23 protein-coding genes, 1 tRNA gene and 1 other RNA gene are annotated in these 25,382 nt (G+C 49.4%); 19 read left to right on the forward strand and 6 right to left on the reverse strand.

Annotated elements, in window-relative coordinates:
- Positions 1 to 10: 10 nt before the first annotated feature.
- The 5 genes from rapZ (at position 11) to BLW29_RS28540 (ending at position 4,102) form a co-directional block, all read left to right on the forward strand.
- Positions 11 to 880, forward strand: coding sequence for an RNase adapter RapZ (gene rapZ, locus BLW29_RS28520; RefSeq protein WP_090986174.1), 870 nt, complete (start codon positions 11 to 13; stop codon positions 878 to 880).
- A 7-nt stretch (positions 881 to 887) separates the two neighbouring features.
- Entirely contained in the window at positions 888 to 1,871 is a 984-nt protein-coding gene (yvcK, locus tag BLW29_RS28525; RefSeq protein ID WP_090986175.1) for a gluconeogenesis factor YvcK family protein, read from the forward strand.
- A gap of 6 nt (positions 1,872 to 1,877) precedes the next feature.
- Complete coding sequence (whiA, locus tag BLW29_RS28530; RefSeq protein WP_090986102.1) at positions 1,878 to 2,807, forward strand: DNA-binding protein WhiA; 930 nt, start codon at positions 1,878 to 1,880, stop codon at positions 2,805 to 2,807.
- Between the two features lie 104 nt (positions 2,808 to 2,911).
- Positions 2,912 to 3,181 (forward strand): HPr family phosphocarrier protein, encoded by a 270-nt coding sequence (locus tag BLW29_RS28535; RefSeq protein WP_090583454.1) that lies wholly within the window; start codon positions 2,912 to 2,914, stop codon positions 3,179 to 3,181.
- Between the two features lie 147 nt (positions 3,182 to 3,328).
- Positions 3,329 to 4,102 carry an SIMPL domain-containing protein gene (locus BLW29_RS28540; protein ID WP_090986104.1) on the forward strand — a complete coding sequence of 258 codons (774 nt, stop codon included), beginning with the start codon at positions 3,329 to 3,331 and terminating at the stop codon, positions 4,100 to 4,102.
- A 94-nt stretch (positions 4,103 to 4,196) separates the two neighbouring features.
- Here BLW29_RS28540 and BLW29_RS31940 read toward each other — a convergent pair whose 3' ends face one another.
- The 3 genes from BLW29_RS31940 to BLW29_RS28555 form a co-directional block, all read right to left on the reverse strand.
- Positions 4,197 to 4,511: a sporulation histidine kinase inhibitor Sda gene (locus BLW29_RS31940; protein WP_090986106.1), complete on the reverse strand. Its 315-nt coding sequence runs from the start codon at positions 4,509 to 4,511 to the stop codon at positions 4,197 to 4,199.
- Between the two features lie 238 nt (positions 4,512 to 4,749).
- Complete coding sequence (clpP, locus tag BLW29_RS28550; protein ID WP_090986108.1) at positions 4,750 to 5,331, reverse strand: ATP-dependent Clp endopeptidase proteolytic subunit ClpP; 582 nt, start codon at positions 5,329 to 5,331, stop codon at positions 4,750 to 4,752.
- 292 nt (positions 5,332 to 5,623) lie between these two features.
- A tRNA-Arg gene (locus BLW29_RS28555) sits at positions 5,624 to 5,698 on the reverse strand.
- Between the two features lie 242 nt (positions 5,699 to 5,940).
- On the opposite strand from BLW29_RS28555, the gene BLW29_RS28560 reads away from it, so the two are divergent.
- The 7 genes from BLW29_RS28560 to BLW29_RS28590 all read left to right on the forward strand — a co-directional run bounded on the left by BLW29_RS28560 (position 5,941) and on the right by BLW29_RS28590 (position 14,355).
- Positions 5,941 to 6,984 (forward strand): sugar-binding transcriptional regulator, encoded by a 1,044-nt coding sequence (locus tag BLW29_RS28560; RefSeq protein WP_090986110.1) that lies wholly within the window; start codon positions 5,941 to 5,943, stop codon positions 6,982 to 6,984.
- An 81-nt stretch (positions 6,985 to 7,065) separates the two neighbouring features.
- Positions 7,066 to 8,070 carry a type I glyceraldehyde-3-phosphate dehydrogenase gene (gene gap, locus BLW29_RS28565; RefSeq protein WP_090986112.1) on the forward strand — a complete coding sequence of 335 codons (1,005 nt, stop codon included), beginning with the start codon at positions 7,066 to 7,068 and terminating at the stop codon, positions 8,068 to 8,070.
- A gap of 430 nt (positions 8,071 to 8,500) precedes the next feature.
- Positions 8,501 to 9,682, forward strand: coding sequence for a phosphoglycerate kinase (gene pgk, locus BLW29_RS28570; protein WP_090986114.1), 1,182 nt, complete (start codon positions 8,501 to 8,503; stop codon positions 9,680 to 9,682).
- A gap of 22 nt (positions 9,683 to 9,704) precedes the next feature.
- On the forward strand, positions 9,705 to 10,457 hold the full coding sequence (gene tpiA, locus BLW29_RS28575; protein ID WP_090986116.1) for a triose-phosphate isomerase: 753 nt from the start codon (positions 9,705 to 9,707) through the stop codon (positions 10,455 to 10,457).
- A gap of 1 nt (position 10,458) precedes the next feature.
- On the forward strand, positions 10,459 to 11,991 hold the full coding sequence (gene gpmI / locus BLW29_RS28580; RefSeq protein ID WP_090986118.1) for a 2,3-bisphosphoglycerate-independent phosphoglycerate mutase: 1,533 nt from the start codon (positions 10,459 to 10,461) through the stop codon (positions 11,989 to 11,991).
- A gap of 114 nt (positions 11,992 to 12,105) precedes the next feature.
- Complete coding sequence (eno, locus tag BLW29_RS28585) at positions 12,106 to 13,398, forward strand: phosphopyruvate hydratase (protein ID WP_090986120.1); 1,293 nt, start codon at positions 12,106 to 12,108, stop codon at positions 13,396 to 13,398.
- A 180-nt stretch (positions 13,399 to 13,578) separates the two neighbouring features.
- On the forward strand, positions 13,579 to 14,355 hold the full coding sequence (locus BLW29_RS28590; protein ID WP_256209014.1) for a sugar phosphate isomerase/epimerase family protein: 777 nt from the start codon (positions 13,579 to 13,581) through the stop codon (positions 14,353 to 14,355).
- Between the two features lie 68 nt (positions 14,356 to 14,423).
- Here BLW29_RS28590 and BLW29_RS28595 read toward each other — a convergent pair whose 3' ends face one another.
- On the reverse strand, positions 14,424 to 15,347 hold the full coding sequence (locus tag BLW29_RS28595; RefSeq protein WP_090986124.1) for an AraC family transcriptional regulator: 924 nt from the start codon (positions 15,345 to 15,347) through the stop codon (positions 14,424 to 14,426).
- Positions 15,348 to 15,491: 144 nt separating this feature from the next.
- Here BLW29_RS28595 and BLW29_RS28600 point away from each other — a divergent pair, with 144 nt between their 5' ends.
- From BLW29_RS28600 to BLW29_RS28630, 7 genes are all read left to right on the forward strand, one after another.
- A complete protein-coding gene (locus tag BLW29_RS28600) occupies positions 15,492 to 16,433 on the forward strand; it encodes a phytanoyl-CoA dioxygenase family protein (RefSeq protein ID WP_090986126.1) in 942 nt (313 codons plus the stop codon).
- 113 nt (positions 16,434 to 16,546) lie between these two features.
- A complete protein-coding gene (gene secG / locus BLW29_RS28605) occupies positions 16,547 to 16,783 on the forward strand; it encodes a preprotein translocase subunit SecG (protein ID WP_090986128.1) in 237 nt (78 codons plus the stop codon).
- Between the two features lie 201 nt (positions 16,784 to 16,984).
- Positions 16,985 to 20,068, forward strand: coding sequence for a ribonuclease R (gene rnr, locus BLW29_RS28610; RefSeq protein ID WP_090986130.1), 3,084 nt, complete (start codon positions 16,985 to 16,987; stop codon positions 20,066 to 20,068).
- A gap of 115 nt (positions 20,069 to 20,183) precedes the next feature.
- Positions 20,184 to 20,663: an SsrA-binding protein SmpB gene (gene smpB / locus BLW29_RS28615; protein ID WP_090986132.1), complete on the forward strand. Its 480-nt coding sequence runs from the start codon at positions 20,184 to 20,186 to the stop codon at positions 20,661 to 20,663.
- 224 nt (positions 20,664 to 20,887) lie between these two features.
- Positions 20,888 to 21,253: a transfer-messenger RNA gene (gene ssrA, locus BLW29_RS28620) on the forward strand.
- Positions 21,254 to 21,385: 132 nt separating this feature from the next.
- Positions 21,386 to 22,534, forward strand: coding sequence for an AAA family ATPase (locus tag BLW29_RS28625; RefSeq protein WP_090986134.1), 1,149 nt, complete (start codon positions 21,386 to 21,388; stop codon positions 22,532 to 22,534).
- Positions 22,534 to 23,322, forward strand: a complete 789-nt coding sequence (locus BLW29_RS28630; RefSeq protein WP_090986136.1) for a hypothetical protein — start codon at positions 22,534 to 22,536, stop codon at positions 23,320 to 23,322. Before BLW29_RS28625 ends, BLW29_RS28630 begins: the two co-directional genes overlap by 1 nt.
- Positions 23,323 to 23,471: 149 nt before the next feature.
- Here BLW29_RS28630 and BLW29_RS28635 read toward each other — a convergent pair whose 3' ends face one another.
- Positions 23,472 to 24,416 (reverse strand): ABC transporter permease subunit, encoded by a 945-nt coding sequence (locus tag BLW29_RS28635; RefSeq protein WP_090986138.1) that lies wholly within the window; start codon positions 24,414 to 24,416, stop codon positions 23,472 to 23,474.
- Positions 24,409 to 25,347, reverse strand: coding sequence for an ABC transporter ATP-binding protein (locus BLW29_RS28640; protein ID WP_090986140.1), 939 nt, complete (start codon positions 25,345 to 25,347; stop codon positions 24,409 to 24,411). Before BLW29_RS28640 ends, BLW29_RS28635 begins: the two co-directional genes overlap by 8 nt.
- Positions 25,348 to 25,382: the final 35 nt, after the last annotated feature.

Below are 25,382 nucleotides of genomic sequence, written 5' to 3' on the forward strand. Positions count from 1 at the left end.
GGGAACAGCGATGGCAAAGCTAGTCATCATTACAGGCATGTCCGGTGCTGGTAAAACGATTGCGGTACAAAGCCTGGAGGATCTCGGATTTTTCTGCGTAGATAATCTTCCGCCGGTGCTCATTCCGAAGTTTGCGGAGCTCATAGAACAGTCCAATGGCAAAATCGGCAAAGTCGCACTCGTTATTGATTTACGAGGACGCGAGTTTTTCACGGCTTTGTCGGAATCACTGAACTATATGAAGGAGCACTACACGATTGGGTATGAGATTCTCTTCCTGGATGCAACGGATGGCGTGCTCGTGCAGCGTTATAAGGAAAGCCGCCGACTTCATCCGCTGGCTTCGGAAGGATTGCCGCTGGAAGGCATCAAGCTTGAAAGACGTATCCTTGAGGACTTGAAAGGCTGGGCAACGCAGGTTATCGATACAAGCAACTTGAAACCGGCTCAGCTGAAAGAACGAATCATGTCTCGCTTCACGAACTCAGATCTCAATACAATCTCTATTAATGTCACATCATTTGGATTCAAGTATGGAATCCCAATTGACGCCGATCTCATATACGATGTTCGTTTTCTCCCGAATCCGCATTATGTCGATCATTTGCGCCCCAATACAGGCCAAGATCCTGAAGTGTTCGAGTATGTAATGAAATGGCCGGAAACGCAGGCCTTCCTTACGAAGCTGCTCGATATGCTGCAGTTTCTTATTCCCCTCTATCGGAAAGAAGGCAAGAGCCAAGTTGTCATTGGAATCGGCTGTACGGGCGGGAAACACCGTTCGGTCGCCATTGCCGAATATCTAGGGCGAATGCTTGGCAGCAGTGACACAGAGCTCGTTCGAGTCAGTCATCGAGATTCAGATCGTGATCGGAGCTGAGGTAAGCGTGGCAGAGCGGAGAAAAGAACAGAAGCCCCGGATTGTCGTTATCGGCGGGGGTACAGGGCTGTCGGTCATGCTGCGTGGGTTGAAAGAGAAGCCGCTTGATATAACGGCCATCGTAACGGTGGCCGACGATGGCGGAAGCTCCGGTATTCTGCGGAATGAATTGCAGATGCCGCCTCCAGGCGATATCCGCAATGTGTTGATTGCCCTTGCTGACGTCGAGCCGCTTCTCTCCGATTTGCTGCAGTATCGGTTTAATTCCGGGAACGGCCTTGCGGGTCACAGCTTAGGCAACTTGATGCTAGCGGCAATGACCGACATCTCCGGTGATTTTGTGTCCGGCGTTCGAATGCTCAGTAAAGTGCTTGCGGTTCGCGGACGTGTGCTGCCTGCTGCAGGTGAAGCCATTGTGCTGAAGGCGGAGACGGTGGACGGCACGATCATTACAGGCGAGTCGAACATTCCGAAGGCAGGCAAAGCCATTAAGCGGGTCTTTATTGAGCCGGCAGATGTCGAGCCTCTGGAAGAAGCCGTGGAGGCCATTCGCGAAGCCGATGCCATTCTGATCGGTCCGGGGAGTCTATATACGAGCATTATCCCGAATTTGCTTGTGCCTAAGCTGGCTCAAGCGATCGTGGATTCCAATGCAGTGAAGATGTTTGTTTGTAACGTAATGACGCAGCCGGGAGAAACGGATAATTATTCGGTAAGCGACCATTTGGCTGCTGTACATGCGCATATCGGTCATCATCTGTTCGATTATGTCATCGTTAACGACGGTGAGATTCCTGAGCAGGTGCAAAATAAGTACGCCGAACGAGGTGCCAAAGCTGTACATCTTGATCTCGAAGAAGTGAAACGGCGCGGCTATGAAGTTATTGCAGACCGGCTCGTCCTGTTTCGCACGTATTTGCGTCACGATGCAGCTAGGTTAAGTCATCATATTTATCAGCTTGTGGAAAACTGGATGGAACGAAAGAGGTGAGTTACATTGTCTTTTGCGGGACAAACCAAAAAAGAATTGACGCTCATCGAAGCCGATCCGTGCTGTGAGAAGGCGGAGCTCTCTGCATTGATTCGAATGAACGGCTCGGTTTCGTTGTCGAGTCGAAAGGTAATACTCGATATATCGACGGAAAACGCGGCGATTGCAAGACGGATCTACTCCCTCATTAAGAAGCAGTTCGCTGTTCATACGGAGCTGCTGGTTCGCAAGAAGATGAGATTGAAGAAGAATAACGTCTATATCGTGCGGATTCCGACCAACGTGCAAGAGATATTGAGTAACCTCAAAATTGTCTCCGAGGGCTTTATGTTTAACCAGGGCATCGACAGGGACATTATTCGCAAATCATGCTGCAAACGTTCCTACTTACGCGGCGCGTTCCTGGCCGGGGGTTCCGTAAATAACCCGGAAGGATCGTCCTACCACCTGGAGATAGCCACCATGTATGAAGAGCACTGTCAAGCGCTCGTGGAGCTGGCGAATAAGTTTGATCTCAACGCCCGCTGCATTGAACGTAAGAAAGGATTCATCTTCTACATGAAAGAGGGCGAGAAAATTATCGAGCTCCTTAGCATCATTGGTGCCCATCAAGCGCTCTTCAAATTCGAGGATGTACGCATCATGCGTGATATGCGCAACTCCGTCAACCGGATCGTCAATTGCGAGACGGCGAATTTGAACAAAACGATTGGTGCGGCCGTGAGGCAGATCGATAATATTAAGCTGCTCGATCGTGAGGTGGGGCTGGATACACTGCCAGATAAGCTTCGCGAGGTGGCCAATATACGGCTGATGCATCCGGATTTGAATTTAACGGAAGTCGGCGAGATGCTCAAGGGCAAGGTGAGCAAGTCCGGTGTGAACCACCGTTTGCGCAAAATCGACGAGTTGGCCGAAAAATTAAGGAACGGTTAAGCAGAAGGCTAGTGTAGACTTTAGAAAAGTGATATAATAGCGAATAAAATGACTTGGTGCAAAATGATCGCAAGATTGAATTTCGTATAGGGGGTAAGGTTTCCATGACAAGGCATCCGGTTGTCGTTCGACTGAAGACAGGTCTTCATGCAAGACCGGCCGCACTTTTTGTTCAGGAAGCGAACAAGTTTTCTTCCGAGGTGTTCGTAGAGAAAGACGATAAAAAAGTGAACGCTAAATCGATTATGGGTATTATGAGTCTTGCTATCAGCTCAGGTACTGAGGTTACAATAAGCGCGGAAGGTTCCGATGCCGATCAAGCTGTAACCGCTTTAGTCAACCTGGTTAGCAAGGAAGAGCTTGAAAACCAATAATCAGACATAAACGCATCGAAGAAGCTCCCGATTGGGGGTTTTTTCTATTTTAGGGCCAATTATTGGCTGCATTGCCGCAACAAACGATTGGAGAACAGCGTCTGAGTAGATAGAACCAAATATGGAGAATGAAGGGGGCTGGACGTGATGGTGAAGTTGCAATCCAAATGGCTGATGGTACCTGTACTGGCACTGGCGGTAGGCGTAGGGGCAATGTTTGGGGCAAGCAGTCATGGCAGCAATGAGGTGTATGCGGTGGATAATGGGACCCTTGTACAGAAGAGCACAATTACAGTGGCAGGCACTGGCAAGCTGGAGGCGGCACCGGATGTGGCATATCTTAGCGTAGCAGTAGAAGCGCGAGCGGCTACGGCGAAGGAAGCACAGTCGAAGAATGCGACACAGTTTGCAGGCTTGAAGAAAGTGTTGTTTAACACGTACAAGATGAATGCGAAGGATGTAAAGACGGTAGGATTCTACGTGCAGGCGGAATATGAATACAACAACAAAGACGGCACAAGCAAAATCAAAGGCTATCTGTCCGTGCATAACATACAAATTACAACACGTGACTTAGATGGTATCGGCAAATTGCTGGATGATCTGTCGGCGAATGGCGCTAACCGGGTAGACGGGGTTCAGTTCAATACCGAGAAGCAGGAGCAATATGAGATTCAAGCGCTTGAGAAAGCAATGGCGAACGCCAAAGTGAAAGCGGCTGCACTTGCGAAGGCGGCAGGCAAACAAGTGAAGGAAGTCATCAGCATCTCGCAGAATGGCATGAGCAGCGGCCCCATCTACTACGGCCGGGATCAAATGGCTCCGGAAGCAGCAGGTATGGCTGATAAAGCGGAAACAAGCGTGCAGACCGGGGTAATCAATGTATCTGCGGATGTTACTGTCGTATACGAAATGCAATAGTATAGCAGGTGAAGGGTAAAAAATAAGGCAGACCACTCTCCGTGATGGAGAAGGGTCTGCCTTATTTGATGATCAGGAAAAGGAACAACATGAATTAGGCTAATGATTTGCGATCATCAGCGGTAGATAAACCACGTTGCTCAATAGCGTGCTCAATCAGCGCAATAAACTCTTCGGATAAACGCATCGCTCTAGCTTCATGATAGACCTCAATTAAATGAGTATCGCTAAGTGGACGCAACAGGAGAGACTTGTCCTGCATAGGCAAGAAGAGATTCTGATTATCTGTTTCAGTTGTGGCATGCTGAAAGGTAGGTTCATACGATGGCGTGTAGGAAGTAAAGACGCTGCCAGAATCACTGGATCGAATGAAATTTCGCACGCTTGCGAATGGGTTCGTAAGTTTCATGCGTGTGCAACTCCGTTTATATTAGATTTCCGAAACATGTCCTAAGTGACGGTGGATATGGAATCATTTAGTACATCTTATCATGATTTAATGGAGCAGTCCGCTCCCATTCAGCGCTTCAAATTGTCATTGACATAATCGGATTACTGTGTTAATTGAATCCAAAATACAAAAAAGAGCGTTAATCCCGCGAAGGATTAACGCTCTCTTCTATTTCTTATCCGCGATGGCTATTGGCTTACAATTTCTCGATAACCTTGTCAACAAGGCCGTAAGCTGCCGCTTCTGCAGCTGACATGAAGTAATCGCGGTCAGTATCGCGCTCGATCTTCTCAAGCGTTTGGCCGGTATTCTCCACCAAAATGCGATTCAGCGTATCGCGCGTTTTCAAGATGTGCTTCGCACGGATCTCGATATCGCTTGCTTGACCTTGTGCTCCGCCAAGCGGCTGATGAATCATGACCTCACTGTTAGGAAGCGCGTAACGTTTACCTTTAGCGCCGGCTGACAGCAAGAATGCGCCCATCGAAGCGGCCATACCCACGCAAATGGTGGAAACGGACGGTTTAATGAAATTCATCGTATCGAAAATGGCGAGACCTGCAGAGACCGAACCGCCAGGGCTGTTAATGTAAAGCGAGATGTCCTTATCCGGATCGTCGGCTGCAAGGAACAATAACTGCGCGATAATGGAGTTAGCCACCACATCGTTGACTGGCGTGCCTAGGAATACAATTCGATCCTTCAGCAAGCGGGAGTAAATGTCGTATGCGCGTTCGCCGCGGTTGTTCGATTCGATAACCATTGGTACGAAACTCATCGTAAGTCCCTCCTCTAGAACATTCATATAGTGGTGAAACGCAGATGCTGCAATCGGAGTGGTAGGATCACCCTTGATTATTGATCTGCTAATAAATTCATCATAACGGATTCCGATTTAAAAGTCAAAGATGGTCAAATTGTCTGTAAACAAGCTAAACAGGCAGAAATGAAGGTTACATTCGAGTGGAAATGGAGATGCTGTTTGAGGTGAGCATCCCCTGAAACATAGAAGAAGGACCCTCCGATAAATCGGAAGGTCCTTCATTATGAGACATTCATTATAGTTATTATGGCGCGCCCGCGAGGAATTGAACCTCGATCTCAGGCTCCGGAGGCCTACGTCATATCCATTGGACCACGGGCGCAAAGTGACAGCGAAGATAAGTATATGTGATTGAGAAGAGAAAAGCAAGGCTGCTAGAGAAATTAATTTTGTGCAAATCGTGACAGTAAACGGTTTCATTAGGCAAACTGATCTTGCCCCTGACTTCAGTTTGGGGTACAATAGCTGTGGGACTTAAAAAGAGCATATGGGACGAAACGTGTCCCTGTGATTGTCCTAAGAGATATGAAAGCCTCTCTCTGCAACAGGAGTTGATGTTGGAAGATGCAATCTCTCATCGAAATACAGCAGCAGCTTCTGCCAGACTTACTCATCGTGATGAGGAAAAGGTATCTTATTCTCCGTCAGGTCATGCTCTCGGATATGATCGGTCGGCGCACGTTGGCAGCTTCACTCGATATGACAGAGCGGGTGCTGCGTGCGGAAACGGATTTTCTCAAAGCACAGGAGCTTCTCCTCATTGATGCTGCAGGGATGCGGATCAGTGATGCCGGTAAACGGCTGCTTGAGGATATGGAGCCTTTCTACAAAGCGATGTTCGGATTGTCGGAGCTGGAAGAGAGAATTCGCAAGCATTTTGGTTTAAAACAAGTTGTTATCGTCTCCGGCGATTCCGATGCTTCCCCTCATACTAAACGGGAGTTGGGACGAGCAGGATGCGCAGTACTGAGCAAAGCGATGAAGAATGACGATGTCATTGCCGTAACAGGCGGATCGACATTAGCTCAAGTCGCCAATCAGTTGACTGTGCAGACACCGCTCAAAGGCAATTGGTTCGTACCGGCGCGTGGAGGACTTGGCGAAAGCTTGGACTACCAAGCCAATACGATTGTTTCGACAATGGCTAAACGAACAGGTGCGCAATACCGGATGCTTCATGTACCGGATCACTTGGGCGAAGAAGCGTATACCTCATTGATGCAAGAACCTAACGTGAGGGAGATTGTGGAAGTCATCCGCAAAGCCCGCATCGTCATTCATGGGATCGGGGACGCTATGATAATGGCTCGTCGCAGACGTGTGGATGCGGCAGTTGTCGATGCACTCAAAGCTGAAGGAGCGCTTGCGGAATCATTCGGGTACTATTTTGACCGAAGCGGTTCTGTCGTTCATAAGATGCTCACCGCAGGTCTTCGAATCGAAGACATTATGGACACTGAGGTTGTCATTGCGATTGCAGGCGGCAGCAGTAAAGGTGAAGCGATCGCAGCTGTAATGCGGTTTGGACATGATGATGTACTCGTCACCGACGAGGCAGCTGCCCTTGAAATTGCAGCGATCATCGATCAGGAACAGCAAGTGATGTGATCTTGACGAGTGGACTGCCGGAAACCGGTGTCCAACGCCTCGTCTTGAGATAAATGAAATTATGCCTAGGAGGAAACTAAAATGGTAAAAGTTGGTATTAACGGATTTGGTCGTATCGGCCGTAACGTGTTCCGCGCAGCATTGAACAACCCGAATGTACAAGTGGTGGCTGTTAACGATTTGACAGACACAAACACACTGGCTCACCTGCTTAAATATGACACTACTCATGGTAAGCTGGAAGCTACTGTAGAAGCTAAAGAAGGCGCACTGATCGTAAATGGCCGTGAAATCAAGGTTTTTGCTGAACGTAACCCTGAGAACCTTCCATGGGCTTCTGTAGGCGCTGAAATCGTTGTTGAATCCACTGGTATTTTCACAGCGAAAGACAAAGCCGAGCTTCACCTGAAAGGCGGCGCGAAGAAAGTAATCATCTCCGCACCAGCTACTAACGAAGATATCACAATCGTAATGGGCGTTAACGAAGATAAATACGATGCTTCCGCTCACACAATCATCTCCAACGCTTCTTGCACAACGAACTGCCTTGCACCATTCGCTAAAGTAATCAACGACAAGTTCGGAATCGTAAAAGGTATGATGACTACTATTCACTCGTACACGAACGATCAATCCGTATTGGACGTTCCACATAAAGACCTGCGCCGTGCTCGCGCTGCTGCAGAAAACATCATTCCTTCATCCACAGGCGCTGCTAAAGCAGTATCCCTTGTACTGCCTGAGTTGAAAGGCAAACTTAACGGTATGGCTATGCGTGTTCCTACGCCTAACGTATCCGTAACGGATCTGGTTGCTGAATTGAAAGTTAACGTAACTGTTGACGAAGTAAACGCAGCATTGAAAGATGCAGCTGAAACTTCCCTTAAAGGCATCATGAACTACTCCGATGAGCCGCTTGTATCGAGCGACTACAACAGCGACCCAGCTTCCTCCACAATCGACGCTTTGTCGACTATGGTTGTTGAAGGCAACATGGTTAAAGTAATTTCCTGGTACGACAACGAGTGGGGCTACTCCAACCGTGTAGTTGACCTTGCTGCATACATTGCATCGAAGGGTCTGTAAGATAACCCTTTAAGTTCCGAGGCATCCCCCTAAGTCCCCCTTAAAAAGGGGGATTCCGAGGGTCCCCCTCTGGACACCCAATTAAAACCGTCGAAGGAGCTGCTTGTGGCAGCTCCTTCGCGATAGTTAGCGGATGCCCGCCATACGACCTTGGTGTTCCGCTTAAATTAGCGGAACACGGGATCGTAAGCTTCCATGTGGCGCTCCCTAGCTCAGAGTTCAAGTTCAAGAGATTAACGCATCGGCGCTTCCCTATGGGAAGCTGATGCTCGTTTTAGAAGCGGTTGCCCGTAGCAACCTGCTACATGGTTTCCCTGAGGGAAACTTAAAAACTAGAGATAAACCCGCTCAGACTGCGGGATGGATAGCAAGTGGAGAATTTAAATATACTTAAGACCTTTATCATGGGGTTCCCGGGAGGATTTCACTAATGAACAAGAAGAGTGTGCGTGACGTTGAAGTAGCCGGTAAACGTGTATTTGTTCGTGTGGATTTTAACGTACCAATGGAGAACGGTGCGATTACGGATGATACGCGTATTCGCGAGACGCTGCCTACCATCAAGTATCTGATCGAGAACGGTGCGAAAGTGATTTTGGCGAGCCACCTGGGACGTCCAAAAGGTCAAGTCGTTGAAGGCATGCGTCTAACTGAAGCTGGCGTTCGTTTGTCGCAATTGCTTGGCAAGCCGGTTGTCAAAACAGACGAAGCTGTTGGTGAATCTGTTAAAGCGCAAGTAGCAGCTCTTAAAGAAGGCGACGTGCTGTTGCTTGAGAACGTTCGTTTCTACGAGGGTGAAGAGAAGAACGATCCAGAATTGGCGAAGCAATTTGCCGAGTTGGCTGACCTGTTCGTTAATGATGCGTTCGGCGCTGCTCACCGCGCTCATGCATCGACTGAAGGTATCGCACACTATTTGCCGGCTGTATCCGGTCTTCTGATGGAGAAAGAGCTTGACGTGCTTGGTCGCGCGCTTCTGAAACCAGAACGTCCATTCACGGCGATTGTCGGCGGATCCAAAGTTAAGGATAAAATCGACGTTATCAACAAAATGATCGAAATCGCAGATAACATCATCATCGGCGGCGGTCTTTCCTATACGTTCTTCAAAGCGCAAGGCCATGAAATCGGTCAATCGCTATGCGACAACTCCAAGCTTGATCTGGCACTTGAGTTTATCGAGAAAGCCAAATCGATGGGCAAACAGTTCTTGCTGCCGGTTGATATCGTCATTACGGACGAGTTCAGCGCGAAAGCAAACACGCAAATCGTGGATGTTGACGGCATTCCTGCTGAATGGGAAGGCATCGACATCGGTCCTAAAACACGTGAGCTGTATGCAGATGTAATCAAGAACTCCAAGCTGGTTGTATGGAACGGACCAATGGGCGTATTCGAAATCGAGCCATTCTCGCACGGTACTCGTGCAGTTGCAGCGGCTTGTGCGGATACAGAAGCTTATACAGTTATCGGCGGCGGCGATTCCGCGGCAGCTGCAGAGAAGTTCGGTCTGGCTGATAAGATGGACCACATCTCCACAGGCGGCGGCGCATCCCTGGAATTCATGGAAGGCAAGGCGCTTCCGGGCGTTGTTGCACTGAACGATAAGTAAGAGATAAGAGGAGCGATTAACGATGCGTAAACCAATTATTGCAGGCAACTGGAAAATGTTCAAAACGGTTTCTGAAGCGACTGCATTCTTCGCAGACGTGAAAGGCAAAGCAGAGGTTGACGGCGTTGAAACGGTCATCTGCGCGCCATTCACAACTTTGCCTGCGCTTGTAGAAGCGGCTAAAGGCACGTCGATCGCAATCGGTGCGCAAAATGTCCACTTCGAGGACAACGGTGCGTTCACGGGCGAAATCAGCGGCGTTATGCTGAAAGACCTGGGCGTTCAATATGTAATCATCGGTCACTCGGAGCGCCGCGCATATTTTGCGGAATCCGATGAGATTGTAAATAAGAAAGTCCATGCTGCATTCAAGCACGGCCTGACGCCTATCGTATGTGTTGGCGAGAAGCTGGAAGAGCGCGAAGCAGAACAAACGAAGTCGGTTTGCAAAGTTCAAACCGAAGCAGCTTTCCAAGGCTTGTCCGCAGCGCAAGCAGCAGAAGTTGTTGTTGCTTATGAGCCTATCTGGGCAATCGGAACAGGCAAATCCTCGACTTCCGCTGATGCAGAAGACGTGATTGCATTCATCCGCGATGTGATCGCAGGATTGTACGATGCAGCAACGGCTGACGCAGTCCGCATTCAATACGGCGGCAGCGTGAAACCGAACAACGTAAGCGAATATCTGGGTCAATCCAATATCGACGGCGCATTGGTCGGCGGTGCAAGCTTAGAGCCTGCATCCTTCATCGCACTTGTCGAGGGGGCGAAGTAAGATGACAGCTCCGGTTGCACTTATTATCCTGGACGGATTCGGTTTGCGTAACGATGTTACCGGCAATGCGGTAGCACAAGCGAATAAGCCGAATTATGACCGCTACTGGAACACCTACCCGCACACGACATTAACGGCGTGCGGAGAGGCAGTAGGCTTGCCGGAAGGTCAAATGGGTAACTCCGAAGTTGGCCATTTGAACATCGGCGCAGGCCGTGTCGTCTATCAAGACCTGACTCGCATCAGCAAGTCGATCCGCGACGGTGAATTCTTCGATAACGAGACGTTGATGGGCGCCATCCGTCACGTGAAAGAGAATGGCAAGAAGCTGCATTTGTACGGTCTGCTGTCTGACGGCGGCGTACACAGCCATATTGCACACTTGTTCGCATTGCTTGAGCTTGCGAAGAAGGAAGAAGTCGAGGAAGTGTACATTCATGCGTTCTTGGACGGCCGCGACGTGTCGCCGGATAGCGCAAAAGGATACCTCGAGCAGCTTACAGCTAAAATCGAAGAAATCGGTGTAGGTAAAATTGCGACTGTTCAAGGCCGCTACTACGCGATGGACCGCGACAAACGCTGGGAGCGTACCGAGAAATCGTACCGTGCAATGGTTTATGGAGATGGACCGCAATATACAGATCCAATTCAAGCCGTTGTGGAATCCTACGAGAAATCGGTTTATGACGAGTTCGTCATGCCGACTGTTATCGTCAAAGAAGACGGCAGCCCGGTAGGTGTGGTGGAATCCGAAGATGCGGTTATTTTCTTCAACTTCCGTCCTGACCGTGCCATTCAGCTGTCGCAAGTGTTTACGAACAGCGACTTCCGCGGTTTCGACCGCGGGCCGAAAGCGCCGAATAACCTGTACTTTGTCTGTCTGACACTGTTCAGTGAAACCGTCGGCGGCTTCGTTGCGTATAAGCCGAAGAACCTCGACAACACGCTGGGTGAAGTACTCGTGCAGAATGGGAAGCGTCAGCTTCGCATCGCCGAGACGGAGAAATACCCGCATGTTACGTTCTTCTTCAGCGGCGGTCGCGACGCAGAACTTCCGGGCGAGACGCGTATTCTGATTCCTTCTCCGAAGGTAGCCACTTACGATCTTCAGCCGGAAATGAGCGCGTACGAAGTAGCAGCTGCGGCTGTGAAAGAAATCGAAGCAGATCGTCAAGATGTCATCATCTTGAACTTTGCGAACCCGGATATGGTTGGTCACTCCGGCATGCTGGAGCCGACGATCAAAGCGGTTGAAGCAACGGATGAGTGTCTGGGGCAAGTCGTAGAAGCGGTGCTGGCTAAAGGCGGCGTATGTCTGATTACGGCTGACCACGGCAATGCTGATATGGTGATCGATGAGAACGGTCGTCCGTTTACAGCCCATACGACGAATCCGGTTCCATTCATCGTCACGAAGCAGGTTGGACCTCTTCGTGAAGGCGGCGTCCTCGCGGATATCGCGCCGACGATTCTAGCTCTTGCAGGTCTCTCGAAGCCGGAAGAGATGACAGGAACGCCTCTGGTGCAAGGCTAAGAACGACAATGGTAAATTGCCTAGGCAGGTTTACTATTTTCATTCATGCGTTTAATGATTAATGACGATAATCTAGGTAAAGAATCAATCAAAATTAAAGGAGTGTTTTCGAATATGTCTATCATTACTGACGTTTATGCACGCGAAGTACTTGATTCCCGCGGTAACCCTACTGTTGAAGTTGAGGTTATGCTGGAGTCCGGCGGCAAAGGCCGCGCAATCGTTCCATCCGGTGCTTCCACAGGCGCTTACGAGGCTGTTGAGCTTCGTGACGGCGACAAATCCCGTTACCTGGGTAAAGGCGTTCTGACAGCTGTCGAGAACGTAAACACAATCATCGCTCCTGAAATCATCGGTTTGGATGCGCTTGACCAAGTGCTGATCGACCGTAAAATGATCCAGCTTGACGGCACGCACAACAAAGGCAAATTGGGTGCTAACGCAATTCTTGCCGTTTCCATGGCTTGTGCACGTGCAGCTGCTGACGCGCTTGACGTACCTCTTTACACCTACCTTGGCGGATTCAACGCAAAAACACTTCCGGTTCCAATGATGAACATCGTTAACGGCGGCGAGCACGCTGACAACAACATCGACGTTCAAGAGTTCATGGTTCTTCCGGTTGGCGCAGAAAGCTTCAAAGAAGCGCTTCGCATCGGTACTGAAATCTTCCACAACCTGAAATCGGTTCTGAAAGATAAAGGCCTGAACACAGCAGTAGGCGACGAAGGCGGTTTCGCACCGAACCTTGGTTCCAACGAAGAAGCGATCACGACAATCATCTCCGCTATCGAGCGCGCAGGCTACAAGCCGGGCGTTGACGTATTCCTCGGTATGGACGTGGCTTCCACTGAGTTCTACAAAGACGGCAAATACCACCTTGAAGGCGAAGGCCGTTCGTTCACATCCGCTGAGTTCGTGGACCTGCTTGCTTCGTGGGTTGAGAAGTACCCAATCATCACAATCGAAGACGGCTGCTCCGAAGACGACTGGGAAGGTTGGAAATTGCTCACTGACAAATTGGGCGGTAAAGTCCAACTCGTTGGCGATGACCTGTTCGTAACGAACACAGAGCGTCTGTCCGACGGTATCGACAAAGGCGTAGGTAACTCCATCTTGGTTAAAGTTAACCAAATCGGTTCCCTGACTGAAACATTCGATGCGATCGAAATGGCAAAACGCGCTGGCTACACAGCTGTAATCTCCCACCGTTCCGGTGAGTCCGAAGACAGCACAATTGCAGACATCGCAGTAGCAACAAATGCAGGCCAAATCAAAACAGGCGCTCCGTCCCGTACGGACCGTGTTGCTAAATACAACCAATTGCTTCGCATCGAAGATCAATTGGGTTCCACTGCTCAATACGCAGGCAAAAGCGCGTTCTACAACCTGAAAAACTTCAAATAAGTTTCGAAGGAAAAACGGCTGAAGCCAAAATGACATAAGAGTGTCCCAAAAGGTGAGGTAGTTTACGCCTAGGCATTCGATATAATTAGGGAGAGATAACAAGGCGCAAGACTTGTTGCTCTCCCTTTTTTCAATGGGGACGAGCAGGAAGGGCAGAACAAAAAACTATAGAGCTATGAGGTGGAAGCATTGGCTAAACCGGTTGTTGGCTTACAGTTGTATACGCTTCGTGATCAAACAGAGAAGGATTTCATCGGAACGATTCGCAAAGTAGCCGAAATGGGCTACAAAGCAGTAGAATTTGCAGGTTATTTCAATACGCCCGCGAAGGAATTAAAAGCGTTGTTGGACGAGCTTAACTTGCAGGCGCCGTCGGCGCATGTCGGTCTAAACTTCGGCGAGCCTGAGAAAATCAAAGCCGACCTGGCCAAGCAAATTGAATATGCCAAAGAAATCGGCCTTCAATATATCGTGACGCCTTGGGCTCCGCTGCCCGAGAACCCGACAGCTGAAGACGTGAGCAAGCTTGCAGACATTCTGGCTGCAGCTGGTAAGCAAGTATCGGAAGCAGGCCTTATCTACGGCTATCATAATCATGATTTTGAATTCAAGCTGGTTGACGGTAAGCCGATCATGGATCTGCTGCTTGAGAAAGTGCCTGCTGAATACCTCATTGCTGAATTTGATTTCGGCTGGGTACACATGGGCGGACAGAACCCGGTTGAATATGCAAACCGCTATGCGGGCCGTTTGCCTTTGGCGCACTTTAAAGATTTTGGCCAAGGTCGCAGCGACACCGAGGTAGGCAAAGGGATCGTGAATTTGAAAGGCGTCTTGGACGTAGCCGAGCAATCGGGCATTAAATATATTTTCGTGGAACAAGAGCAGTTCGTTTCTTCGTCGCTGGAGAGCGCGAAGATCAGCCTTGATTTCTTCCGCGAGAACGACTACCTATAATCGATAAGTATAGAAAGGCTCTGCGTTCCCGGTTGGGAATGCGGAGCCTTTTCTGCATGCTGCCCATGCTAAATGAAGCGAGAAAGCTTACGGAATTGACCCGGTGGTACGCCGGTGTGTTGTTTAAACCATTTGGTGAAGTTGTGAATGGAACCGACCTGAAGCTCATCGGCGATGGCGAGGAGGGAGTGCTCGGAATGGGCGAGCAGCTCTTTGGCAAGCTGCAGCTTGCGGCTCATGAAATAATCGTAAGGGGTCGTTCCCAGCTGCGCCCGGAAGAGCCTTGCCATATGATCAGGGTGGTAAGAACTCCACTGTCCAAGCCAGTTATGGTCATAGCGTTCTCGTGCGTGCTCGTCGCATTTGGCTGCGATCGCGCTAATGATAGGGGTCAACGGCTGCTGCTGCTTGTTGGATTTGCGAAGTTCTTCCTGTTTCATGGCAGCAAGCAGCTCAAGCAGAAGTCCCCGTAGAAGCGGAGCTGTATAGGCTCGCGATTCGGCACTGTAGCATTCCGACAGGCGTGCGAAGCGAGGCTCGAACCGATCAATCGACACCTGCCGCACATCATGGAATAGGAGACTATCATCCGGATAATCCGCGCTTCCCACCAGCATCCTGTTATCTTGCGTAGTGTCTTGCGCCGGGTCGAATTTGGCGGTATCGCGAATCTTTATCCCCGGGCTTCTCCCCGAGGGGTTATGTTCTTCCCAGCTGAAGTGCAAGCCGTATAAGAGAAACGGAGCTGCTTCATCGGCGATGAAGTGATGCACCGTATCTGGGCCGTAGTAGAACAAGCTGCCGGGAAGAGCGCTGTAAGGCTCGCCTTGAATGAAGGCCGTTCCGCGACCGGCAGCAACGAAAATAAACTGATGCTCATCGATAACCCTTGGACCGAACGAGAAGCCCGGGAGACACTGCAGTTTATTGGCATACCAAACGGCAGGCTGCAGCGATTGCCAGCTAATGGTTGGCACAGGACCGTTGGACAAATTGTCTGCCCCCTCTTGTGAATATGAATGTCGCTGAGAGTTAAAAATCCATCGGGTGCAAATAAATACACCGCTTTCATCTAAGCATATAATGGATTTATAAAGTCGACAATCGACAAATTCCTAGTGGGATGAAAGGGTGGGATGGCGATGGATCCGGCGATTAAACCGGCAACGCGGTCTTTTGAAGATGCGACACCTTTATTGGCGGTACCTGAGGAACTAAGACGTGAAGCGGAGAAGAAGGGGTATCTGTTCTTTAAGCATTTCTTCACTCGGGAAGAAGTGATAGACCTTCGGGGGCAGATGCTGAATGTCCTGCAGGAAGAAGGGCTTCTGGACGATGAAGCGCCGCTGCTTGATGGGATTGGCAATCAGCCGATTATCGACCAAATGACGGTCGAAGAGCTGAACTGGAATGGAATCGGAACGACGCAGCAGGTTTATCATAAAGTTCAGAAGCTGGAATCCTTCCACGCCGTAGCCCATCATCCGAAGCTGCTTGGGTTATTTGATACGCTGTTCGGCGAACGCACCTTTCCGCATCCCCGCAATATTGCCCGCATCATGCTGCCAAGCGACAAGCTGAACGTGACGCCGCCGCATCAAGATTTTCTCCATATCCAAGGCAGCTATACCACATGGACCTGCTGGGCACCAATCGGCGATGTGCCTAAAGCGCTGGGGGGGTTATCGGTTCTGGAAGGCAGTCATGACACGGGTTTACTCGGCGTTACAGCAAATCCCGGTGCCGGAGGACTGGAGTCGATTCTGTGCGGGCTTGGTTATGAATGGGCGGAGACGGACTATGAAGCGGGAGATATTCTGATATTCCACAGCTTAACGGTGCACAAAGCACTCGCCAACACGATCCCGGGACGGGTACGATTATCGCTTGATTTGCGATTTCAACCTGCGACCCAGCCGATCGAGAACGCATCCTTGCTGCCGCACGGGCCATTCGAGTGGGATGAGTTGTACGAAGGCTGGACACGCGAGGATCTGCAGTACTATTGGAAGAAGGAGCAGTTCACGTTCCTGCCGTTCAACGAGGAGATCCGCTGGCAGAAGGACAAAATCTGTTAGCTTGTATTAGGCACCTTGCTATGGTACAATAATATTGCTGTTTCTAGGTCTTGTCTCCTTAGGCAAGGCACGGCAAACTTTAAATTTGCTCCTTGTGCGCAGGAGGTGGAACTATGGAAATCACTTTTAAAATTTTGCTTATTATTTTCTCCTTGGCTCTGATCTCAGTTGTACTTTTACAAAAAGGGAAGAGCGCTGGGTTGTCGGGTGCTATTTCCGGCGGTGCTGAGCACTTGTTCGGTAAGACTAAAGCACGCGGCTTGGACCTGTTCTTACAGCGTATGACAATTGCAGTGGCAGCAGGCTTTTTCATTACTGCTCTGGTTGTTGCGTACCTAGTTAAGGCGTAATGAAATAAGTTGTACAGAAAGCGGGCTTAAGGCTCGCTTTTTTTGTTGCTTGCAGGAACTGGAAAAAGTTAACTAAGTATATACGGCCGGCGAAAATTGTTATTTTTGCCAGGCTGGTGCGGATGGTGGCCATACCTTTCGTGTATACTATATAGTATATGGCAAATCTATCAACCGAAGTGGTACATGAGGTGAGAAGTTATGGTAACAGAGCAGCAGCTGCTGGAGTTTATGCGTGAGCAGGCGTACAAGCCGATGACCTACCAAGAGCTAGATAAGCAGCTGGGCGGAGAGGGAGATGCGGCATCGTTCCGCAATTTCCTTGTAGTCTTAAACGAGCTGGAGAATGAGGGCAAAATCGTACGGAATTCCAGCGACCGCTACGGGCTTCCGGAGCGGATGAATTTGGTGCGCGGACGGGTACAGGGTCATGCGAAGGGTTTTGCTTTCTTAATCCCTGAGGACAAGGGACATGGCGATGTGTACATCAACGCCAACGATCTGAAGAGTGCGATGAACGGCGATATCGTGCTCCTGCGCGTCACTTCGAAGAGCGCATCCGGCGGTCGCATGGAAGGCGAAGTCGTGAAGATCATCGATCGCGCTGTAACGCAAATTGTCGGAACATTTGATCATCATGAGTCGTACGGTTTCGTGCTGCCGGATGATAAACGGATTAATCGGGATATTTTTATTCCACAAGGTCAATTCAAAGGCGCGGTAACCGGTCAGAAGGTCGTCGTGCGCATCGTGTCCTATCCGGAAGGCCGTTCGGCGGCTGAAGGCGAAATAATTGAAGTGCTCGGTCATAAGGATGACCCGGGCATTGATATTCTCTCCATTATTCGAAAGCATCAGCTGCCTGAGAGCTTCCCGGATGATGTGATGGCAGAAGCGGAAGCAGCGCCGGACTCGATTACAGAGGATGAGATTGTACGTCAAGGCCGCCGCGATCTGCGCGATAAGGTCATTGTAACGATCGATGGCGAGGATGCCAAAGATCTGGATGATGCAGTCAATGTAGAGCGCCTCGAGAACGGTAATTTCGTGCTTGGCGTGCATATTGCCGATGTCGGTTATTATGTGAAGGAAAACTCGGCTCTGGATCAAGAAGCTTACCGCCGCGGATGCAGCGTGTACTTGGTGGACCGCGTTATTCCGATGCTGCCTCACCGCCTGTCGAACGGGATCTGTTCCTTGAATCCGCAGGTGGATCGATTGACGCTATCCTGCGAGATGGAGTTTGATGCAGCTACGCTTAAGCGCGTGCGTCATGAAGTGTTCACGAGCGTCATTCGGACGAAAGAGCGAATGACGTATACGAATGTTCGCAAAATCGTTGCGGATGAGGATCCAGAAGTTATGGCGCGCTATGCCGAGCTAGTGCCGACGTTCAAGCTGATGGAAGAGCTTGCGATGCGTTTGCGCAATATGCGGATGAAGCGGGGCGCGATTGATTTTGACTTCATCGAGTCCAAGGTCATCGTGGACAGCGATGGCAAAGCAGTTGACATCGTGAAACGCGAGCGTTCCATTGCGGAGTCGATTATTGAAGAGTTCATGCTTGCGGCCAACGAAACGGTTGCGGAGCATTTCCACTGGCTGAAAGTACCGTTCCTGTACCGGACGCATGATAATCCGGATCAAGAGAAGCTGCTGCATTTCGTGCAGTTTGCGGCTAACTTCGGCTATACGATTAAAGGCAAAGGCGGAAGCGTCATTCATCCGCGTGCGCTCCAGACGCTGCTTGAAGACGTGCGCGGGTCGAAGGAGCAGACCGTTATCTCGACGGTGATGCTGCGTTCGATGAAGCAGGCGAAGTACGACGCGGAGAGTCTCGGCCACTTCGGCCTTGCCGCCGAGTTCTACTCGCACTTTACATCGCCGATTCGGCGTTATCCCGATCTTGTCATCCACCGCGTCATGCGCGAAGTATTCGAGAATGGCGGCACGCTGACGGATGCTCGCCAGGAAGCGCTGACAGCGCGGATGCCCGATATCGCGCAGCAGTCGTCGGAGCGGGAGCGTCTCGCGGTTGAAGCGGAACGCGACACGGAGAAGCTGAAGAAATGCGAGTACATGCTTGATAAAGTCGGCGAGGACTTCGACGGCATCATCAGCAGCGTGACGAGCTTCGGCATCTTCGTGGAGCTGCCGAATACGGTCGAGGGGCTCATTCGTTTGAGCGAGCTCTCGGACGATTATTATCACTTCCACGAGCAGCACATGCTGCTGATCGGCGAGCGGACGTCGAAGACGTATCGCATCGGCGATGAAGTGCGCATCCGCGTGGAGCGGGTGAACATGGATGAGCATACCATTGATTTTGGGATGCTCGAGAATAAGAGCGCAGACGGCGCCGACCGTGCGCGCGAGTATGGGCTTGGCGGCGGCCGCAGCGGAGCCGGCCGCGGTTCGCGCAGCGGCGGCGGTGGCCGCGAGCGTGGCGGCGCAGCCGCGCAGCGCAGCGGGCGCGGAGGCGCAGGCGCGCGCGAGGGCCGCGGAGGCGCGCAGCGTGAGCGCGGCGGCGGCGGTAGCGCGCCGGCGGTGGCGCGCGAAGCGGCCGTTGGGCCGCGCGGACGCGGCCAGCGGCGCGGAGGCGCTGCCGCGGCGGAGCCGGGCGCGACGCGCAGCGGTGGCGGCGGAGCGGGAGCGCCGCAGGCGGAGCGCGGCGGCAGCGAGCGCGGCGGACGCCGGCGCAAGGGCCGCGGAGGCGAAGCCGGGCGCAGCGGCGGAGCGGCGACGCAAGGCGCGGGAGTTGCGCCGGCGCGTCGCGAAGGCGACGGGCGTGCATGGAAGCCGGAGGATGATTTCAACCTCGATCGGCTTCTCGGTACGGACAGTGCAGCGCGTAGTGGCGGCGAGTCCGGTGAAGGCAAGCGTAAAGCAGTCCGCACGGATATGTGGGGCTTGCCGATCCTGAACGCCGGATCGCTTAAGGATAACGGTGAAGATCCGGATGCTTACCGTTCACGCGGTCGCGATGGCGGCGGACGAGGTTCGCGCAGCGGCGGTGGTGACCGCGGATTTGGCGGCCGTTCTTCCGGCTCCGGTCGTGGAGGATCGTCCCGAAGTGGCAGCGGCAATAGTGGAGGAAGCGGCAGTGCTTCCGGTGGAACCGGCTCTCGCCGTAAGAAACCGGCTGGCGGCGAATCTACGCCTGTATCGCCGGGACCTGATGCAGGGGGCAATAGCTCAGCCGGAACTGGCAGCACTGGCTCGAAGCCGCGTAAGAAGAAAAACGGCAACTCAACCGCAGCTTTTGTGCGGAAGAAACGCTTATAATACGCGGTTGGAGCTTGCTTTTACCAAATCTTGATTTCAATCTGTAAAGTTGTTACAATGGACTCCTGACTGGAATGGTTGGGAGTCCGTTTATTACTGGAGAGGTGGGATAGAAGTGGCGAAGAAGAGTGACGGGAAACAGCTGGCACAGAATAAGAAGGCTTCCCATGACTATTTCATCGAGGATACCTTTGAAGCGGGCATGGTGCTGATGGGAAGTGAAATTAAGTCGCTTCGGATGGGACGGGCCAATATTGGTGATTCGTTCGCTACGATTCGGAACGGTGAGATCTTCATTCACAATTTGCACATCAGTCCTTTCGAGCAAGGTAACCGAAGCAATCCGGATGATCCGACTCGGACGCGCAAGTTATTGATGCACAAGGTGCAGATTCATAAGCTTCTTGGATTGTCCAAGCAAGATGGCTATGCGATCGTGCCGCTTAAGATTTATGTTCGCAACGGTTATGCGAAGCTGCTGCTCGGCCTTGGTAAAGGGAAGAAGCAGTACGATAAGCGTGAATCGGCGGCGAAGAAGGATGCGCAGCGCGATATCCAACGTGCTTTGCGTGAGAAACAGAAGGTTGCCAGATAATCTGATTGTTGGCTGGACTGGCTATGATGGTGAACGTCGCCATCGCTTCCAGAAAGACATGCCTTCACGATGTCGGCACCTGTGTTATACTAAGTAAGCAACGAATGATTGTAGTATCGTTTTACATGCTCAAGTACGTTGAGACTGCCTGAACGATAGGCGGTACCAGTCGACAGAGCGTCTTACCTGCTAAACGGAACGTATGGAGCCGTTTATGCGAAATTGGGGGCGTTTATGGATTCGACGGGGATAGTTCGAGCATGGGTTGCGGGTAGTGGGGACGCGTCCACTTTATCAACGCTAAAGCCTATTAAACGGCAAATCACAAAACAACTACGCTTTAGCAGCTTAATAACCTGTTAGCGTGCTCCTCCTCAGCATCGCCCATGTGACTGGGATAGGGGCTCACATGTAGTGGGATACGCCGCTTCGGTCTCCGCCTGGGGTCGACGGAAGAAGATAATCAGGCTGACCCAACGCAGAGCCGGTTACGGGGCGCTGCTCGGGTGACATCAAAACTGTGACTACACCCGTAGAAGCCTGTGTGGCGTTGTCTTCGGACAGGGGTTCAAATCCCCTCGCCTCCACCAAATGTAAAACCCGACCGCATGAGGTCGGGTTTTTTGCTGTTATATAATTGATTTTTAGTTTTACTGGAATCTTTTAGGTGTTATACTTTGTGTATCACTTGATATGTTTGTTAAAGGGAGGAATTAGTAAATATGATTCATAACATGATAGTAAAGGGCTTAAATGAAAAATATGATTATAATTTAACATTTTTTCATGACATTAATATTTTAACAGGGAGAAATGGAGCAGGAAAGACTACATTATTAAAGCTTCTTTGGTATTTGATTAGCGGTAATATTGAAAGAGCCATTGATGAGATTCATTTCAGATATGTTTATTTGAGTGGAGATGGATTTGAACTTGAAATAAATAATGAAATAGTTGAAGATTCAACGCATGATTTAGTCCAAATTAAATATACCGTGGGTAGTGATAGTAAAGATGCGCTAGTACTTAGGTCTATGAAACGTATAGTAACAAAAGCTGAGCTAGAACAGATTAAAGAGTATGAAGATATTGATGTAATTAATCGAGTTATTGAAAAAGCAACAGATAGTTCGTTGTTTTTTCCAACATTCAGAAGAATTGAAGGCGGGTTTTCTATAACAGGTAAGGGTAAAAGAAATAGATATAGTAGAATTAATGTTGAAGAAGCGCTTAATACTGTATCAAATGAATTATCTGTTTCGAGACACAAATTTATATCTTCAGTATCAACAAGTGATATTGTGAGTTTGTTGACGGAAAAGTATGCAAACATATCAGAAGAGACAAATAGATTACATACAGAATTAACAAATTATATCGAAGAACAAATAAATGAAAATGTTGGTACAAATAATAATAAATCAGATAAAACTCTATTGGACGATGCTAATAATATTTTAAAAAGAATACACAATCAACTTAACTATGTAACGGAGCAACGTGAGACATTATTAAAACCTTTTACTGTGTTATCTAGTTTAATTGCCGATGTGTTTCAACATAAGGGAATAAAAGTAACTTCAGTAATTACTCTAGGTGAGGCCAAAGAAGCTATGTTTTCAGATGCTCTATCTGCCGGTGAAAAGCAGATGTTAAGTTTCCTTTGTTACAACGCATTCTCAGATAATTGTCCAATATTTATTGATGAACCGGAAATAAGTTTACATGTAGATTGGCAAAGAATACTATTTCCTACTTTGTTATCTCAATCTCAAACAAACCAGTTTTTTATAGCTACACATTCTCCGTTCATATATTCTAAATACGAGGATAGAGAAATCATGTTGGTTGATGACAGAGGTGGATTTTAGTGCCCTTGCCACAAATGACAACAGATGAAATAATTGCTGTATTGAGACGATCTACTTTGCCCAATATTCTAGTTGAGGGGGGGACAGATGCATCAATATATAGATGGATTGAAAAGGAAATAGGTTTATTTAATGGTGACATAATTACATGTGGGGGAAGAACGGCATTACTTGAAATATTTGATAGAAGAACTGAGTATCCAAATGCCAAAACGATTTTTTTAGCGGATAAAGATATGTGGTTGTTTAGTAAAATACCGACTAAATATAACTCAGTAATCTGGACTGAAGGATATAGTATTGAGAACGATTTATTGTCTAATTCATTTTCAATTATAAGTAATTTATTTGATGAGGAAGAAAAAAAACTGTTTGATAAAATAATTTATTCAGTATCGAAATGGTTTGCTTTTGAAGTGGAAAAATATAAAGAAACTGGAATATACCCTACATTCCACAGTGTACAACAGATTGTTAACAAAGATTTAAGATTGTGCGAGAATTTTATAAAAGGGATTCATTATACTGAACCCCAAGAAAATACGTTCTTTGAAGTTTATAATCAGTTTATTTTAAAATTGCGAGGTAAAACACTTCAATCTGCTATTACTCATATACTAAGTGCCCCACACAGAAAGTCGAAATATAGCAAGGAAAATATTCTCGAATTATCTTTAAAAACAAACCAACTATCGCCTCCCCTTAGTAAAATTATTGATATGATAAAGTATTCGTTAGCCAATATTCATTTTTTAAAACAAGTTTCGGCTTCTGGAGATACTAAATAACCTTAGATATTCACCCAACGGCGAATTGTGGATGTATCCAGCCACGCTTCGCCTCCACCAAATGTAAAACCCGACCGCATGAGGTCGGGTTTTTGCTATATATAGAGCTGTCTACCCACTGTTAATGCCGACGCTGCATTCCCTCACACTCAAGCCGCAACATCCCTCTTCGTAAATACAATCCAAGAGACCAGATTGATAACGATGAAGTAAACGCTCAGTACAGCAACGGAAAAAGCAAGGGTCATCCCTTCTTGATAAGGGTGGCCTGATAAATAGGAGGTCAGATCAAGATTCGCAAACAAAACATACTTGCTCCAATCATAGGACCTGAGGAACTCCGTAGCGATCTGACCCGCGAACATGGCAAAGAGGGAGATCCCGATGGCCATCGCACTGCTGCGAAACGCTGTTGAGATCATGAAGGCAATGGTAACAAACATGATTGTCGATACCGCTTTAAGCAAGTACGTTTGCAACAGGTTCGCGACCATGTTCTGTTCCACAACATCGCCGTCAGCATTAACGCTTAGCAAGGGCAAGTCGATGTGCCCAAATCCATAGAACAGTCCGTTGACCAAGATCGATACGATAAACAGAATGATCAGGAGCGTGAAGCCGAACAGAATCATGGATATATATTTAGACAGAAGAATTTTGAGACGGCTGCTCGGTCGGATCAGCAGCAGCTTGATCGTGCCGGAGGAGAATTCACCGGCCATGCTGTCCCCTGCGACAATAACGGTAAATAACGTAACGAGAATCACAAAGTTCGTCGAAAGGTTAATCCCCATCCAAAGCGTGCCATCGACTGGCCGGATATCGTGCTCCAGCTGATAATCGTATAGGGTGACCATCTCTTCAGCAGAGCTTCGGCTTTCCTTGTTCAGGTCCGACTTCTGCAAAGCTTGCAGTTGGGATTGTTTCTCCGCGGCAACATGCTCCTGCCAAGTACCGCTCTGCGGGTCATTACTGTAGTCGTTCCATGCCGCGAAGTTCACAAAGCCAAGAATAAGGATCATGACTCCGATCATGATCCACGTTCGGATTCGGCGATACAGCTTCATATTTTCGTTTAGTAACAGACTACCCAATTTGTCCGCCCCCCGTTATTTCTAAGAATCGATCCTCCAAGGATTGACGTTGTGCTTGAACACCATAGACTCTGACATCCCATTTCATCAAATCCATCAAGATATCCGGAATCCGCTCCTTCTCAGCCACAAACTCTACGCCTTCAGGAAGAGCCTTGGCTTCCTTCACATACTCGATCGCCTTCATGGCGTCCAATGCGCGCTCGACGGGTTTCACCTCAATGAAATAAGTTTGCGTTTGGTTTGCCGACTGAACAAACTCCTGAATCGGTTTCACGTCGACCAGCTTGCCTTGTTGGAGGATGGCAACGCGATCGCACATCAGCTCCATCTCGGACAATAAATGGCTGGAGACAATGACGGTAATGCCTTCCGTGCGGGTCAACAGGCGCAAATAATCGCGAAGCTCGCGAATGCCCGCAGGATCAAGCCCATTGGTCGGCTCATCCAGAATGAGCAGTGACGGACGATGCAGCAGCGCCTGCGCTACGCCTAGTCGCTGACGCATCCCCAGGGAATACTTCTTCACCTTGTCACGGATCCGATTGTCGAGCTTAACGAGGCTAACTACCTCATCGATGCGTGCCTTGGTCACGCCAGGCACCATCCGCGCATAATGAACGAGATTGTGGTAGCCGCTTAAATACTTGTACATTTCCGGATTTTCCACGATGGCTCCGACATGACGGATCGCTTGCTCGAACTCGGTTTTGATATTTTTCCCTTTGATGAAGATTTCGCCTTCGGTAATGGACATTAAGCCAACCATCATGCGAATGGTGGTCGTCTTGCCGGCCCCGTTAGGCCCTAAGAATCCGAAAATTTCTCCTTGCGGAACATCGAACGTTAAATTATCGATGATCGTGGAACGGCCGATTCGTTTGGTTACTTGGCGTAAGCTGAGGATAGGTTCATTAGGTTCATGGCTCATAATCGATCTCCTTCTATATGGTAATGGCTGAAGCT

It is taken from the genome of Paenibacillus sp. CF384 (assembly GCF_900106745.1).
Taxonomy (GTDB): Bacteria; Bacillota; Bacilli; order Paenibacillales; family Paenibacillaceae; genus Paenibacillus_Z.